This is a genomic window from Novosphingobium sp. BL-S-21 (assembly GCF_055521655.1).
Window position 1 is genome coordinate 2,337,825 of record NZ_CM145496.1, and the last position, 15,151, is coordinate 2,352,975.

The 15,151-nt window shown below is 65.5% G+C and carries 13 protein-coding genes; 9 read left to right on the forward strand and 4 right to left on the reverse strand.

Translation table 11 applies throughout. From position 1 onward, the window contains the following. Window positions 1-28 precede the first annotated feature (28 nt). Entirely contained in the window at window positions 29-1,228 is a 1,200-nt protein-coding gene (locus tag ACZ1J6_RS19560; RefSeq protein ID WP_465127835.1) for a CaiB/BaiF CoA transferase family protein, read from the reverse strand. Between the two features lie 151 nt (window positions 1,229-1,379). Here ACZ1J6_RS19560 and ACZ1J6_RS19565 point away from each other — a divergent pair, with 151 nt between their 5' ends. The 4 genes from ACZ1J6_RS19565 (at window position 1,380) to ACZ1J6_RS19580 (ending at window position 5,601) form a co-directional block, all read left to right on the forward strand. Next, window positions 1,380-2,546, forward strand: coding sequence for an acyl-CoA dehydrogenase family protein (locus ACZ1J6_RS19565; RefSeq protein ID WP_465127836.1), 1,167 nt, complete (start codon window positions 1,380-1,382; stop codon window positions 2,544-2,546). A gap of 115 nt (window positions 2,547-2,661) precedes the next feature. After that, entirely contained in the window at window positions 2,662-3,549 is an 888-nt protein-coding gene (locus ACZ1J6_RS19570) for an HpcH/HpaI aldolase/citrate lyase family protein (RefSeq protein ID WP_442046443.1), read from the forward strand. Beyond that, the gene (locus ACZ1J6_RS19575; protein WP_465127837.1) at window positions 3,546-4,817 is read left to right on the forward strand and encodes an acetyl-CoA hydrolase/transferase family protein; all 1,272 of its coding nucleotides are present in this window, start codon (window positions 3,546-3,548) and stop codon (window positions 4,815-4,817) included. Before ACZ1J6_RS19570 ends, ACZ1J6_RS19575 begins: the two co-directional genes overlap by 4 nt. Before the next feature lies 1 nt (window position 4,818). Next, window positions 4,819-5,601 carry an enoyl-CoA hydratase/isomerase family protein gene (locus tag ACZ1J6_RS19580; RefSeq protein ID WP_465127838.1) on the forward strand — a complete coding sequence of 261 codons (783 nt, stop codon included), beginning with the start codon at window positions 4,819-4,821 and terminating at the stop codon, window positions 5,599-5,601. A gap of 57 nt (window positions 5,602-5,658) precedes the next feature. Here ACZ1J6_RS19580 and ACZ1J6_RS19585 read toward each other — a convergent pair whose 3' ends face one another. Both ACZ1J6_RS19585 and ACZ1J6_RS19590 read right to left on the reverse strand, forming a co-directional pair. After that, window positions 5,659-7,545, reverse strand: coding sequence for a flavin-containing monooxygenase (locus ACZ1J6_RS19585; RefSeq protein ID WP_465127839.1), 1,887 nt, complete (start codon window positions 7,543-7,545; stop codon window positions 5,659-5,661). A gap of 101 nt (window positions 7,546-7,646) precedes the next feature. Continuing rightward, entirely contained in the window at window positions 7,647-8,603 is a 957-nt protein-coding gene (locus ACZ1J6_RS19590) for an SDR family NAD(P)-dependent oxidoreductase (RefSeq protein WP_465127840.1), read from the reverse strand. 239 nt (window positions 8,604-8,842) lie between these two features. Between ACZ1J6_RS19590 and ACZ1J6_RS19595 the strand changes: the two genes are divergently transcribed. The 5 genes from ACZ1J6_RS19595 to ACZ1J6_RS19615 all read left to right on the forward strand — a co-directional run bounded on the left by ACZ1J6_RS19595 (window position 8,843) and on the right by ACZ1J6_RS19615 (window position 14,477). Further along, a complete protein-coding gene (locus tag ACZ1J6_RS19595) occupies window positions 8,843-10,453 on the forward strand; it encodes an SMP-30/gluconolactonase/LRE family protein (protein ID WP_465127841.1) in 1,611 nt (536 codons plus the stop codon). Between the two features lie 40 nt (window positions 10,454-10,493). Then, window positions 10,494-10,868, forward strand: a complete 375-nt coding sequence (locus ACZ1J6_RS19600; protein WP_465127842.1) for an EthD domain-containing protein — start codon at window positions 10,494-10,496, stop codon at window positions 10,866-10,868. Beyond that, on the forward strand, window positions 10,861-12,102 hold the full coding sequence (locus ACZ1J6_RS19605) for an MFS transporter (protein ID WP_465127843.1): 1,242 nt from the start codon (window positions 10,861-10,863) through the stop codon (window positions 12,100-12,102). The genes ACZ1J6_RS19600 and ACZ1J6_RS19605 overlap by 8 nt, the downstream gene beginning before the upstream one ends. 88 nt (window positions 12,103-12,190) lie before the next feature. Beyond that, window positions 12,191-13,549, forward strand: coding sequence for an aromatic ring-hydroxylating oxygenase subunit alpha (locus ACZ1J6_RS19610; protein WP_465127844.1), 1,359 nt, complete (start codon window positions 12,191-12,193; stop codon window positions 13,547-13,549). Window positions 13,550-13,568: 19 nt separating this feature from the next. Next, entirely contained in the window at window positions 13,569-14,477 is a 909-nt protein-coding gene (locus ACZ1J6_RS19615; protein ID WP_465128282.1) for a VOC family protein, read from the forward strand. 67 nt (window positions 14,478-14,544) lie between these two features. Here the strand turns inward: ACZ1J6_RS19615 and ACZ1J6_RS19620 are convergent, their stop codons facing one another. Beyond that, window positions 14,545-15,135, reverse strand: coding sequence for a TlpA family protein disulfide reductase (locus ACZ1J6_RS19620; protein ID WP_132268029.1), 591 nt, complete (start codon window positions 15,133-15,135; stop codon window positions 14,545-14,547). Window positions 15,136-15,151 lie beyond the last annotated feature (16 nt).

The window sequence follows — 15,151 nt, forward strand, 5'->3', positions numbered from 1 at the left end:
CACTGTCAGGTGAAATCAACAGTACTGTTCACTTGGAATCGACTGCTATCGCCGGGGCGACGCTGGGGGCCTCTTCGGCCAGTTCTGCGAGCACCGCTTCGTTGTCCTGCCCGAGCGTGGGCGCTGGCCCGCGTACCCGGCCCGGCGTCGCGGAAAACCACGTCGGCACGCCGGGGAATCGCACCGGACCCTGCTCGGTCTCGACCTCTTCGAAGAAGCCGATGGCGTTCAGGTGCGCGTTGTCGAACAATTCGTCGGTGGAGCGCAACGGCGCGCAGGGGATGTGCAGGCCGCGCAGGGTATCGAGCCATTCCTGCGTAGTGCGCGTCAGAAATGTCTCACCCAGCAGACCATAGACCCGGCCGATCTGGCGGGCGCGCTTTTCCAGCGTGGAGAACTCCGCCGTCGCCCATTCCGGCTGCACCGATTCGATGAAGGCGTTCCAGTGCTTGTCGTTGTAGACCAGCGCGGCGACGTAGCCGTCCTGCGTCTTGTATGGCCGCCGGTTCGGCTCGACCGCGCGGTGATAATGCGCGGGGCTCGTCGGCGGCGTGAACATCGCGCCGTTGGCGTGCTCCACCAGCATGAACGAGGTCATCGCCTCGAACATGGTGACTTCCACTTCCTGGCCCTCTCCCGTGCGCTCGCGGTGATAGAGCGCCATCATCGTCGCGTAGAGCGCGTGGAGGCCGGCCACCTTGTCCGCCATGATCGTGGCGACATAGCCCGGCTCGCCATTCATCAGCCCCTGCACATGCGGGATGCCGCATTCGGCCTGGATGGTATCGTCATAGGCGGGCTTGTCGCCCTCCGGACCGCGCCGCGAATAGCCGTAGCAATTGGTGTAGACGATGTCCGGCCGGATCGCGCGCACCGCCTCGTAATCGAAGCCCAGCTTGCGGATCGCGCTGCCGCGCATCGAATGGATGAAGACGTCCGCCGTGGCGATCAGCGCGCGCAGGTTCTCGCGATCCTGCTCGGCGCGCAAGTCCAGAACTATCCCGCGCTTGCCGCGATTCACGTTGACGTAGATGCCGCCCATGCCGGGCACCGGGCCCTGGGTGATCCAGCGGGTGTTGTCGCCCTCCGGCGGTTCCACCTTGATCACTTCGGCGCCCATGTCCGCCATGATCTGCGTGGCATAGGGGCCGAAGACCACGCTGGTGAGGTCCACCACGCGCAGGCCGGCTAATGGTCCGTCACCTTTCGAATCCTTGCTCGCGGTCAAGGTCCTCTCCTTCTCGTTGGCCAATGGGTAACGCAACGCCCGAGCGAAAACCATTCGTATTTGCGTTTGATGGACGCATATCGGCACGATGATGGTTGTGAGGCAAAGGGCCCGCTGCTAGTTCGGGGAGCGGGAAGACAAGAGGAACGCCATGGATTTCGCCCTGACCGACGACCAGCAGAACATCCGCGAGGCGGTTCTCAAGCACTGTTCGCAGTTCTCTGACGAGTACTGGCTGGAAAAGGATCGCAGCGGCGAATTCCCGTATGAGTTCCACAAGTCGATGGCCGATGCCGGCTGGCTGGGCGTGGCCATGCCCGAAAGCGTCGGCGGCGCCGGGCTGGGCATTACCGAGGCGGCCGTGATGATGCAGGCCGTGGCCGAAAGCGGCGGCGGCATGACGGCGGCATCCTCCATCCACTTGCCCGTCTTCGGGCTGGAGCCGGTGATGCTGTTCGGCACCGAGGAACAGCAGCAGCGGATGATCCCGCCGATCCTTTCGGGCGAGGAAAAGATGTGTTTCGCCGTGACCGAGCCGAACACCGGGCTCGACACCACCAGCCTCAAGACCCGCGCCGAAAAGGTGCCGGGCGGCTACCGCGTCAATGGTGAGAAGGTCTGGATCACGCAGGCCCACATCGCCGATCGGATGCTGATCATCGCCCGCACCACGCCGCTGGAACAAGTGAAGAAGAAGACCGACGGCCTCAGCCTTTTCTACACCAAGCTGGACCGTGAACATATCGAGACGCGGATCATCCCCAAGATGGGCCGCCACGCCGTCGGCTCCAACATGATGTTCATCACCGACCTGTTCATCCCAGACGAGGATCTGATCGGTGAGGAAGGCCAGGGTTTTCGCATCCTGCTCAAGGGCCTCAATCCCGAACGTGTGCTGCTGGGCGCCGAGGCGACCGGGTTGGGCCGCGTCGCGATCCAGCGGGCCTCACGCTATGCACAGGAACGCGTGGTGTTCGGGCGGCCGATCGGCCAGAATCAGGGCATCCAGCACCCGCTCGCCAAGGCGTGGATGCAGGTGGAGGCGGCCAGCCTGATGGTGTTCAAGGCTGCCACCCTGTTCGACAAGGGGCTAGACTGCGGCGTGGAGGCCAACTCCGCAAAGTACCTCGCCGCCGAGGCCGGGTTCGAGGCGTGCCAGACCGCCGTGATGTCGATGGGCGGCATGGGCTATGCGCAGGAATACCACGTTGAGCGCTATCTGCGCGAAGTGATGATCCCGCGCATCGCCCCGGTCAGTCCGCACCAGATCATGAACTTCATCGCCGAGAGGGTTTTGGAACTCCCCAAGAGTTATTGAGGCCGCTCCACTTGAGAAAGCCCGTCATCCCGGCGAAAGCTGGGATCGTAATCGGAAGCGCGGGGTCTGGCTGCCCGCGATCCCGGCTTCCGCGGGGATGACGACTGGAGAGAACATGCCCAAGCACGAAGCAATCGCCGCCCGCTCCTGGCTTTTCGCGCCGGGCGACAGCGAGAAGAAGATGACCAAGGCGATGGAGGGCGAGGCCGACATCGTCCTGATCGACTTGGAAGACGCCGTCGCGCCCGATTCCAAGGCCGCCGCGCGCCCGATGGTGCATGACTTCATTGCCGCCAACCCCGATCAGCGCGGCCGCCTTTGGGTGCGGATCAACCCGCTCGACGGCCCGCACACGCTGGACGACCTTGTGGCGATCATGCCCGCGCGTCCCGGCGGGATCATGCTGCCCAAGGTCTATGGCCGGCAGGACGTGGAGACGCTGGACCGCTACCTCGAAGCGCTGGAAGTGGCGAACGGCATCGAGCAGGGATCGACCCCGGTGATCGTGCTGATCACCGAGACGGCCGAGGCGATGTTCCACACCGGCGACTACAAGGGCGCGCCGCGCGTGGTGGCGCTGACCTGGGGCGCGGAAGACCTGGCCGACTCCATCGGCGCTTCGTCCAACAAGAATGCGGACGGCTCGTATTCCTTCACCTACGAACTGGCGCGCAGCCTCACCGTGCTGGGCGCAGCGACGGCGGGCGTGACCGCGATCGAGACGATCTCTGCCGACTTCAAGGACCTCGACGCGCTCAAGGCCCGCGCCGAGAAGGTGCGCCGCGACGGCTATCGCGGAATGATGGCGATCCACCCGGCGCAAATCCCGGTGATCAACGAAGCCTTCACCCCCACCGAGGCCGAGATCGCCGAAGCGCAGGAGATCGTCGACGTGTTCGCCGCCAACCCCGGCGTCGGCGCCATCGGCTGGAAAGGCGGCATGCTCGACCGTCCGTACCTCGCCCGTGCCGAACGTCTGCTGCGGCAGGCCGGCAAGCTGTGACCATCAAGCTCGCCGCGTCCGAACTCGACCTTTCCCGGTTTCTGAAACCGGGAGACCGCGTGGTCTTCGGCCAAGCCTGCGGCGAGCCGACCACGCTGGTCGAGGCGTTGATCGAACAGGGGGAGGCCATCGGCAGCCTCCACGCCTTCATCGCCACCAGCTTCTCCGGCCTGTTCACGCCCGAAAGCGCGCGATCCTTCCGTCTTTCCAGCATGGGCGCGATCGGCGCGCTGCGCAGCATGACCAAGGCGAATGCGCTGGACGTCATCCCCGTTCACGTCAGCCAGATCGCCTGCCTGATCGAGGGGGGAATCATGCCCTGCGATGTGGCGATGATTCAGGTCAGCCCGGCCGATGCGCAAGGCAACCACAGCTGCGGCCTGATCTCCGACTACGTGCGCGCGGCGGTGGACAAGGCCCGCCTCGTCATCGCCGAAGTCAACGAGCAAGTCCCTTATGTTCCCGGCGAGACGATACCCGGTGACTTGATCGACGTCGCCGTCCACGTCAGCCGCGCGCCGGTGGAAGTGGCCCCGGCGAAGATCGGGCCGACCGACGAGGCCATCGCCCGCCACTGTGCCGAATTCATCGGAGACGGCGCCGTGCTGCAAACCGGCGTCGGCGCGGTGCCGGACGCGATCCTGCGCCTGCTGCACGACCGCAAGGACCTGGGCGTCCATTCCGGCATGTTGGGCGACGGTCTGGTCGATCTGGCCGAAGCCGGCGTGCTGACCAATGCGCGCAAGGAGATCGACCGTGGCGTCTCGATCAACGGCGCGCTGATCGGCACGCGGCGGCTCTACGACTGGGCCGCCAACAATACCGCGATCAAGATGATGCCCAGCAGCTATACGCACGGGGTGAAGCCGATCATCCAGCTTACCCGGCTGGTGACGATCAACTCCGCGCTGGAAGTGGACCTGACCGGGCAAGTCAATGCCGAGCAATCGGGGCACACCTACCTCGGCGGCACCGGCGGACAGGTCGATTTCGTCCGCGCCGGATCGCGCGTGCCGGGCGGTGCCTCGCTGATCGTGCTGGCCTCCACCGCGAAGGGCGGCAGCTTGAGCAAGATCGTCCCCGCCCTCTCCGGCCCCGTCACCACGGCGCGGACGGAAGTGGACGTGATCGTCACCGAATACGGGGCAGCGCTGCTCAAGGGCCAGACTTTGGCCGAACGCGCGAAGCGGCTGGTCGCCATCGCCCATCCCGACTTCCGCGAGGACCTGTCGCGCACCGCCCATGAGATCGAGAAAAGGGGCTTCTGAAGTGTCGAGTTCGCAAGAAAGCCGAGCTGTCCTCTACGATGCCCATGACGACGGCATCGCTGTCATCACCATCAACCGCCCCGAACAGCGCAATTGCCTGAGGCGCGAAGTGCGCGAGGGGCTGCGCGAGGCATGGGCGACTTTCGAGAACGACGCCTCCGCCCGCATCGCCATCCTCACCGGCAGCGGCGACAAGGCTTTCTGCGCCGGCGGCGATCTCAAGGAGATGGTGGAAACCGGCATGGCCGTGCCGCCGCGCGATCTCTACGCGCTGCCTTACGACACCATCGAACTGACCAAGCCCACCATTGCTGCCGTCAACGGCCATGCCTTCGCCGGCGGCTGGATGATCGCGCAGGCCTGCGACCTCTGTGTCGCCAGCACCCATGCGAAGTTCGCCATTACCGAGGTGAAAGTCGGGCGCGGCAGTCCTTGGGCCTCGCCGCTGATTCACATGATCCCGCAGCGGATCATGATGGAGATCATGCTCACCGGAAAGCCGATCACCGCCCAGCGCGCCTACGAGATCGGCCTCGTCAACCGCCTGGCCGAGCCCGGTGCGGTGCTGGACGCGGCGATCGAACTGGCGCTGGAAGTGCTGGAAGGCGCGCCCCTATCGGTAAAAGCCGCGCGCGAGACCGTGATGCTCTCGACCGAGATGGGCCGCTCCGCCGCGCTACAGGCGGCGCGGGCTGCGCATGAGCTTACCTACAACAGCGGCGACGCGCAGGAAGGCCCGCGCGCCTTTGCCGAGAAGCGCAAGCCGGAGTGGAAGGGGCGCTAGGCGGGCTACCTCTCCCGGCCGACATGCCGGGAGAGGTTTGGTCCACCGTGTGACGCCTCAGCGCTCTTCCACCAGGCTTTCCGCGGTTGCTCTCGCCTCGTCGGGTGAAGCGTCCTCGAACTTCACGCCAGGATGCCCGTCGCCCTTGCGCCAGTCGCCCAGCATGTCGCGGAAGGCGTCCCAGCCGGGCAGATAGCCGCGGAACAGCGCCCACTTCAGTTCCTTGTCGCCTTCGTTGTTGAAGTAGCTGGGCGTGCAATCGTTCTGGAAGCCGGACATGTCGACTTCGTTTTCCTTGCAGTGCGCGCAGTAGCCTTCGACGCCTTCTTTCGTGGCCGAGACAGTGCTGGCGCCCCGGCGCTTGGTCTCGCCGATCATGAAGGCGATGTGTTCCGCCTGGCGCCCGAACTGCTCGGTGGTGGACGAGTTCGTCGCGCCCTGGATGTAGCCCATGTAGAACATCGCCGGGAATTCGTCGGTGATCACGCCGTGGAACGTGCTCGCGCCATTGGTCCAGTGGTCGTAGATCGACTTGCCGCCGCGTCCTTCCACCGTGTCGATGCCCCAGCGGCGCTTGAGGTCGCTGGTCACTTCGAAGCCGCTGGCGAAGATCACCAGATCGACCTCATGCTCGACGCCGTCGGCCACGAAGCCCTTCTCGGTCATCCGTTCCACGCCCTGCGTCGCCGAAACGTCGATCAGCGTGACGTTGGGCTGGTTGAAGGCAGGGTAGTAATCGTTGTTGGACAGCGGCCGCTTGCACATGAAGCGGAAGTACGGCTTCAGCTTCTCCGCCGTGTCCTTGTCCTCGACGATCGAATCCACGCGGCGGCGCAGGCGTTCCATCACCTGGAAGTCCACGACTTCGCGGCGGTCCATGAACTCCAGCGGTTCGAGCGCGGGCCAGCCTTCCTCGCCCAGTTCGATGGCGAGGTTGCGGCTGATCTCGGTCCAGATGTCGCAGATCAGATCGGGCTCGCCGGGGATGAAGAACTGCTGCGCGGCGCGGTGGAAGTTGGCCATGCGCTCCTGCTGCCAGCCGGGCTGGAGCGAGGCGGCCCATTCGGGATTCGTCGGCGGATTGGGCCGCTCGTCGATGTTCGATGGCGTGCGCTGCAGCACGTAGAGGTGCTTGGCATACTTGGCGAGGTGCGGCACCGCCTGGACCGAAGTGGCGCCGGTGCCGATGATGGCGACGCGCTTGTCGCGCAGCTTTTCCAGTTCCGGCGCGGTCCACGAACCGCCGGTATAGTCATGCTCCCACCGGCTGGTGTGGAACATCTTGCCCTTGAAGTCGTGAATGCCGGGGATGCCGGGCAGCTTGGGCATGTTCATCACGCCGCCCGCCATAACCACGAAGCGGGCGCGGATGTCGTCGCCGCGATTGGTCGTCACATGCCAGCGCTTGATGCTCTCATCCCAGCGGATGCCGGTGACCAGCGTGTGGAACAGCGCCTTGTCGGCCAGGTCGAACCGCTCGGCCATGTCCTGGCAGTACTGCTGGATTTCCCAGCCGTCGGAGAACTTCTTGCTGGGCATGAAGCCCGTTTCTTCCAGCAGCGGCAGGTAGCAGTAGGCGTCGTTGTCGCACTGCACGCCGGGATAGCGGTTCCAGTACCAGACGCCGCCGAAACCGCCGGCATGGTCGATATTGCGGACGTTGGAAACGCCCTGCTTGTGCAGGTGATAGCCGGCCAGAATGCCCGAGAAACCGGCGCCCAGGATGGCAACGTCGATATCCTCCGCCAGCGCTTCGCGCTCGGCCACCGGGGTGAACGGATCGTGGGCGTAGTTGTCCGAAAAGTCGTCGGTCGGCCGCACGTACTGCTCGCCGCCCTCACGGCGCAGGCGCTTGTCGCGCTCCTGAAGATACTTGGCCTTGAGCGCCGGGATATCGAGTTCCTCGGGCGAAGGCACGTCGGACTTGAGGCAGGTCATTTCCATCGCGTGGCATCCTCTTCGCGGCGACTCTGCTGAGGCCGCCCTTTGATTCCAGAGTTGCGAATTGCAGCGCTAGTTGTCAACACTGTTGTTCATTAAGCGTGTCAGGCATCCGCACCCGCTGTGGCCATCCTGAACGAATAGCCGATATGATCGACGTGCCCGTGCAGGCCGAAATCGAGCACTTCGGCCTTGTCATGAAACGCGTCCGAAGCCGCGGCGACATCCTCGATGGTCCATTCCGGGCGATAGACCCCGCGCGTTTCCGCCACGAACATCCGCGCCACGCGGCCCGCCATGGAGGCGAACATTTCGCCGGTGACGGGGCAGCTCTCATGTGCCAGCCAGCCGACCACCGGAGCGACCAGTTCGGGCTCCATCGGCGGATATTGCGAGATGTCGATGCCTTCGGCCATGCGCGTCACCGCGCCGGGCACGATGACGTTGCACTTCACGTTGTGCGCTTCGCCCTCCAGCGCGGCGACATTGTTCAGGCCCAGCATGGCCGACTTCGACATGCCGTAGTTCACGCAGTTGAGATTGCCGTAGAGCCCGCCCACCGAGCTGGTCAGCACGATGCGGCCATATCCCGCGTCGCACATCGGCCCGAATGCGGCCTGCACCACATGGAACGCGCCCAGCAGATGGACGTCGAGCACGGAATGGAGGTCGGCGCCGGAAAGATCGCGGATCGATCCGTAGCGGACGTTGCCGGCGTTGTGGACCAGCACGTCGATCCGGCCCCATTGGTCGAGCGCGGCCTGGATGATCGCCTTGCCGCCTTCGGGGGTGGAAACGGAATCGGTGTTGGCGATCGCCTCGCCGCCCGCCGCCACGATCTCATCCACCACCTGCTGTGCGACGCTGACGTCCGCGCCCGGCGCATCGAGATCGCCCCGGATCGCGCCGCCGAGATCGTTGACCACCACTTTGGCGCCGCGTTCGGCCAGCAGCAGGGCATAGGCCCGTCCCAGTCCGCGGCCGGCCCCGGTAATCACGGCCACCCGGCCCTCAAAGCGCAACGGGGCAAAGCGCAGGGGGGCGAAACGCATCTCTTCCATGGTAAGCTCTCCGGCATGCCCGTTCTCGGCCGGGCAGTCTCTTTTCCGTCTGACGGTCGAATATGCGCACGGGGCGAGCGGGGGCAATCGAACAAAGCCCTTCGAACGTCGCCGGGGCGATAGTGCGTCGCGGCAAGGCCTTCGTCCCGGTCCTCTCGTTGCCTGCCCCCGACACGCTGGATAGGCTCGGCAGGAAAAGAACGGCGGCAAGAGCGCCGGACGAGAGGACAATTTCACCGATGCTCGAACCCGCAGGACGTAATCACGGCGTCGTTTCCGCCCGCGCTTCGGAAGGCTGGATGCTGCACCGGCTGACCCCGCCCACGCGCCTCTACAGCGCCAACGGCCTGCGCACCGGTCCAGACGGGCGCATCTATGTGGCGCAAGTGGGCGGCAGCCAGATCAGCGCGGTCGATCCCGATACCGGCGCGGTGGAAATCATCAGCCCGATGGGCGGCGCGATCACGGCGCCGGACGATCTGGCCTTCGACGAGGCAGGCAACCTCTACGCCACCGAGATTACCGAGGGCCGCGTGACCATGCTGCGCCCGGACGGCAGCAGCGAAGTGGTCTGCGGCGATGTGCCGGTGGCCAATCCGATCACCTATTCGCAAGGTCGTCTGATCGCGGCGGGTTGCCGGATGGGATCGCAGATACTCGAACTGGACCGCCATGGCGGCGCCCCGCGCGTGATTGCCGATGATGTGCCGATGCCGAATGCCTTCGAAGTGGGCCCGGACGGCAAGCTCTACATCCCGGTGATGGGCGCCAATGCGATCTGGCGCATTGACCTTGACGGCAGTGGCGAACCTGAAGTGGTCTGCGGCGACCTTGGCGTGCCGGACTCGGTGAAGTTCGATAGCGAGGGGATGATCGTCTCCACCCAGGTCGCCAGCGGGCAGGTGCTGCGCATCGATCCGCGCACCGGCGCGAAGACGGTGCTGGCCGATATCGGCGCGGGCCTCGACAACTGCACCTTCGTGGGCGACCGCCTGTTCATCTCGCACATCCTGGGTTCGATTCACGAGATCACCACCCCCAAGGCGGCGGGCGGTGTGGTGAAGCCGCTGATCGAGAAGGGCCTGCAATGGCCGCTGGACGTCGCCATGGGCGAGGACGGGGTGCTGTGGATCGCCGATGGCGGCTTCGTGTTCTCGCTCCGCGCGGGGGAAGCGGTGAAGCTGGAAGGCATGCTGTTCAGCCCCAGCTTCCCTGGTTACTCGCGCGGCGTCGCGGCGGCGGGTGCGGGGACGATGATCGTCACGACGGCCAACGGCGAAGTCGCCAAGTTCCATCCTGCCGGTCCTTCCAGCGAGGTCTTGGCGAGCGGCTACGACCAGTTGATGGGCGTGGCGCTGGCTCCCTCCGGCGCGGTGGTCTTTGCGGAATACGGCACCGGCAAGGTTCACTCGGTGCACAATGGCAAAGTAGAGGAACTGGCCTCCGGGCTGGATCGGCCCAAGGGCGTGGCGGTGGCCGGGGACGGCACCGTCTACGTGGCCGAAAGCGGCGCGGGCAGTGTGGTGAAGCTGGTCGGCGGCCGCACCGAGACGGTGCTGGACGATCTCGTGCGCCCCGAAGGCCTCGCGATCCGCAATGGCACCGTGACCGTGCTCGACGTGAAGCGCCGCGAAGCGATCCAGTGCGACTTGTCCGGCGGCACGCGCGAAGTGATCGCGGCCGGCCTGCCGGTCGGCGCGCCCGAGGGCACCGATCCCAAGCCGCTGGGCGGCGTGGGCGACATGTGCGGGCCGATGGGCAACATGACCGGGCTCGATGTGGGGCCGGACGGCACGGTCTGGATCTGCGGTGACCTCGAAGGCACCGTTCTCGCACTCAGGAAGGCGTAACATGCTCAAGCAGATATGTTTTTTCCGGAAACGCCCGGATATGACCATGGACGAGTTCATGGACTACTACGAGAACCAGCACTCGCAGCTGTCGAAGAAGATGGGCGCGCAGCCGGCGATCCCCGGTGCGGTGCGGTATGTGCGGCGCTATCTGGTGCCGGAGAAGAACCCGATCACCGGCGAAATACACGATCCGGGCTTCGACTGCGTGATGGAAATCTGGTGGAACAGCCGCGCCGACTTCGAACGCTCGCAGGCGATCATCAGCGATCCCGCGCGCTTGCCGATGACCAAGGCGGACGAGGAAAAGCTGTTCGCCAGCCACGCCAACCCGGTCTGCACCTGCATCGAATACGATTCGCCGATGGGTCCGAATGGCGAGGCGACGCGAGTAGAGTTGCGCTACGGTGACTGAACTGACGGCCCGGCCAACCGCTCGGGAAGAATGGCGGCAGTTCGGGCTGGTGCCGGTGGCGGCGGGGCTCGGCTACGCCACCAGCGTGATCCATATCTACGGCATTGGCCCCTATATCGGCCCGGTGGCCGAAGCGATGGGCTGGAGCCGCACCGAAGTGACCTTTGGGCTCACCATCGCGACTCTCGTACAGGCCATCGGCGGCGTGTTCATCGGCCTTGCGGTCGACCGCTTCGGCCCGCGCCGGTTCGGGGTGATCGGCATCGTATTGCTGACCTTGGCCTTCGCGCTGCTCGGCACGACCGGGGCCAGCCTGTCGCAATGGTACTTGCTCTGGGGGCTGATCGCGATGGTCTCGCTGCCGGTGCAGGCCTCGGTCTGGACCAGCGCGGTGGCGTCCCGGTTCGAGCTTTCGCGCGGAATGGCGCTGGCGGTAACGCTCTGCGGCGCCTCGATCGCGGCGGGGCTGTTTCCGATCATCGGCACCTGGGCGATCAAGACCTTCGGCTGGCGGCTGGCTTTCACAGTGCACGGCGGACTGTGGTTCATGATCGCGGCGCCGGTGATCTTTCTGTTCTTTCGCGGCGCGCATGACCGGGGGCGGCGCAAGGAACCCACCCCGGCCAAGCGCGACCTACCCGGTGTTTCGCTGGGGGAGGGGCTGCGCTCCAGCGTCTACCACCGGCTTTTCGTGGCGAGCCTGCTGTTTACGTTTACGATCATCGCCATCGTCGTCCACTTCGTCTCGATCCTCGGCGATCGCGGCGCGGATCCGATGACGGCGGCGGCGATCGCCTCGTTCGTCGGCTGGTTCTCGCTCGCCGGGCGGCTGGGGACGGGCGTGCTGCTGGACCGTTTCCCGGCTTCGCTGGTCGGCGCGGCGGTGTTCATGCTGCCGGTGATGGGCTGCCTGCTGTTGCTGGGATCGGGCACGTCGCTCGCCGCGCTGGCGCTCGCCTCGGGGCTGATCGGACTGACTCTGGGGGCGGAAATCGACGTGGTGGTCTACCTGATCACCCGGCACTTCGGCCTCGGAAACTTCGGCGGACTTTACGGCGGCGTGCTGGCCGCGTTGTCGATCGGCACGGCAGTCGGCCCGCTGGTGGCGGCGCTGATTCACGACCGCACGGGCAGCTACGAAATGTTCCTCTATCTGGCGATTGCCACGATGGCAGCCAGCAGCCTCGCGATCGGCTCACTGCCGCGCGGCCGCCTCAAATTTGCGCCGGCGTAACCGATGTAGCGCCTCGGCGATTGGCCTCGCGTGCGAATAATGGGATAACGGCCGCAAATCGGCGCGATACGAAATTGGGAAGAGAGCAATGGGTGAGCAGGGTAAGATCGTACAGGCTCCCGAGGATCTGACCGTCCCGGTCCGCGTCCCGGCAGAAGCTTACATCTCCCCGGAATACGCCAAGGCGGAACGCGACAAGCTCTGGCGCAAGGTCTGGCTGCAGGCCGGGCGGCTGGAAGACATTCCGGAAGTGGGCGATTTCATCACGTTCGACATCATCGACGATTCGGTGATCGTGGTCCGCGCCTCCGAAACCGATATTCACGCTTTTCACAACGTCTGCCCCCATCGCGGCCGCAAGCTGGTGGATACGCCAGCCGGAAAACGCAATGCGCGCGGCACGCGTCGCAGCTTCATCTGCGGCTATCACGGCTGGACCTTCGGGCTGGACGGCGCGAACACCTATCTGGAGCATCCGGAGGACTGGCAGGGCCATCTCTGTGCCGGCAAGGCCGACTTAGGGGTCGTCAAGGTCGATACCTGGGGCGGCTGGATTTGGGTCAATCTGGACCCCGAAGCAATGCCGCTGGCGGACTATCTGCACCCGGCGGCGGGCATGCTCGATCCCTACGGCCTCCAGAACATGCGCCCGCGCTGGCGCAAGTGGGTGGTGTTCGAATGCAACTGGAAGGTCGCGATGGAGGCCTTTTGCGAGACCTACCACGTCTCCACCACGCACCCGGAATTCATGGAATTCGGCCAGTTTCGCGGCTGGGCGCGCAACCAGGGCCTCCATTCCAACATCGGCTATGACGCGCCGAAGGGGCAGGAGGAAGACTCGGGCAAGCTGCGCCTCGGCGCCGGTGAAGACCCGCGCCTGACCACGGCGGACATGCAGAACTTCACCTGGGCGAACGCCAATACGAATACGACGATGACGCTGGTCGGCGTCGCCAACCGCCTGAAGGACGAACTCCCCGAAGGAACCCCGGCGGCGGAAGTCTCCGCCTACTGGATCGGCACCGCGCGCAAGGAAGATGCGGAACGCGGCGTGGTCTGGGCGCAAGTCGATCCGCAGCACACCGCGCAGGCGGGCACGGCCTGGCAGATCTTCCCGAACTTCCAAATCGGCCACGCGGTCAACAACATGCTCTGCTACCAGGCGCGGCCTTACGGCACCGATCCGGACAAGTGCATTTTCGAAGCCGCCGTCTACGAACTCTGGCCCGAGGGTGAGGCGCCGGAGACGGAGTGGGAATATACCGCCCCCGCAGACTGGCCGCCGGTGCTCCAGCAGGACTTCGCCAATATGGCTGCCGTCCAGCAGGGCATGAAGAACGTCGGCTTCCGGGGCGCCCAGCCCAATCCCTACATGGAGCGCTCGGTAGCGTCGTTGCACATGAACCTCGCCCGGTTCATGGGCTCGGGCGCGCCCGAAACCTACTGAGGTCTCTGCCTTGGATCCGATGCCCCTGGTGCATGTCAGCTGGGCGCTGGCCGACAATGCGGGGCGCCCGGCGTGCGATGCCTTCTTTCGCGAAGTGTTCGGCGCGCGAACCGCGCACGAGATCCTGATTACGCCGGAAACCGAGAAGCTGGGGCTCGACCGCGAGGAAAGTCTGCTCATGATCGGCGACACCATGGTGATCCCGATCGCTCCCGCCGGTTGCGGTGCGCAGGAGGGCAATCCGCTGGGCGACATGCTGCGCCGCTCGGCGGCACCGAATCGCTGGATCGGCATTGCCCTCAAGGTCGGCGATCTGGCCGTGGCCGACGCCTGGTTCGGCCAGCGCGGGTTCAAGCGCCACTACGATCCCGGCATGGAAGCCTTCTACTTCCTCGTTCCGCGCGGGCAGGCGATGGGTCTGCGGCTGGAAATCGTCAAGCAGGACATGCCGGGCGATCCGCGCCGCGATTCGGCTTGGCGCCCGGACTGCGAGGATCCGCTGGGCATCGAGGGCCTTCAGGCCATCGGCATTTCCGCCCCGTCGTTGGCAGAGGCGCGCGAATTGTTCCACGGGAAACTTGACTGGTCCGAACTCGGCACCCGCGCCTTGCCGGAAGCCGACTGCGCCGCCTTCGCGATGGCCGACACCGTGCTGGAAGCGTTGGAAGGTAGAGAAGAGGGCGATGCCGTTGCCGTCCACGCGCGCGAGGTGAAGGGCATCTTCCACCTCGTCTTCAAGGTTCGCGATGCCGGCCGCGCGGCGCAATATCTTCGCGGGAGGGGCCTGCCGCTGATCGGCCAGGTCGAGGACCGCTTCGCCATCGCCCCCGAAGCGGCGCAGGGGCGGTTGATCTGGCTGACCGAAACGACGCCGCAGGGCTACCCCGTGCCGGGATCGCGGCTCCATCGAAGCACGGTTCCCGGCTGAACGGGCAGCCCGGGATGTATGGCGAATGCCTTCGGGGGAGAGGCGCCAGGCCCCTGCCCCCTAAGGATTACTTCGCTTCCGCCAGCAGCTTGGCCGCTTCCGGCGAGGACCAGTCGTTGCCGCCGGTATAGCGCCAAACTTCGCGGCCCTGGCTGTCGAACAGGACGGTGACCGGCAGGTTGCCGCCGTACTGGAAGCCCAAATCGCCGTTCTCGTCGACCCAGGGCTGGATGTTGTCGAGCTTGCGGCGGCGAAGGATCTCCACGACCTTGTAGGTATCGCCGGTGTCCTCGGAGATCGGCAAGATCTGCACGCGTCCGTTGGGATCCTTGGCCAGGGCCTCCAGGGTGGGCATCTCGGCGATGCAGGGCGCGCACCAGGTGGCCCAGAGATTGATCAGCAGCGGCTTGCCCTTGAGCGACATGAGATCGAGGCTCTCGCCGGTGTTGTCGACCAGCGTCACGTCGGGCAGCGGATCGCCCTTGTGCGAACGGTCGACCTTGCCGGTCGCGGCGGGCTGGGCCGTCGGTGCGGGGCTTTGCGAAGCCTCTTGTTGCGCGTCCTTCTTGCTTTGCCTATCGCAGCCCGCGGCCAGGAGGGCGCCGGCCCCCGCGATGGAACACAGGACGAGCGACTTGAGCGATTTCGAAGACAGCAAGGGTGGAAGCTCCAAC

Coding starts and splice junctions, on each gene's coding strand:
- ACZ1J6_RS19565 (WP_465127836.1), top strand. CDS start 1,380: ATGGATTTCGCCCTGACCGACGACCAGCAGAACATCCGCGAGGCGGTT.
- ACZ1J6_RS19570 (WP_442046443.1), top strand. CDS start 2,662: ATGCCCAAGCACGAAGCAATCGCCGCCCGCTCCTGGCTTTTCGCGCCG.
- ACZ1J6_RS19585 (WP_465127839.1), bottom strand. CDS start 7,545: ATGGAAATGACCTGCCTCAAGTCCGACGTGCCTTCGCCCGAGGAACTC.
- ACZ1J6_RS19590 (WP_465127840.1), bottom strand. CDS start 8,603: ATGGAAGAGATGCGTTTCGCCCCCCTGCGCTTTGCCCCGTTGCGCTTT.
- ACZ1J6_RS19595 (WP_465127841.1), top strand. CDS start 8,843: ATGCTCGAACCCGCAGGACGTAATCACGGCGTCGTTTCCGCCCGCGCT.
- ACZ1J6_RS19600 (WP_465127842.1), top strand. CDS start 10,494: ATGACCATGGACGAGTTCATGGACTACTACGAGAACCAGCACTCGCAG.
- ACZ1J6_RS19610 (WP_465127844.1), top strand. CDS start 12,191: ATGGGTGAGCAGGGTAAGATCGTACAGGCTCCCGAGGATCTGACCGTC.
- ACZ1J6_RS19615 (WP_465128282.1), top strand. CDS start 13,569: ATGCCCCTGGTGCATGTCAGCTGGGCGCTGGCCGACAATGCGGGGCGC.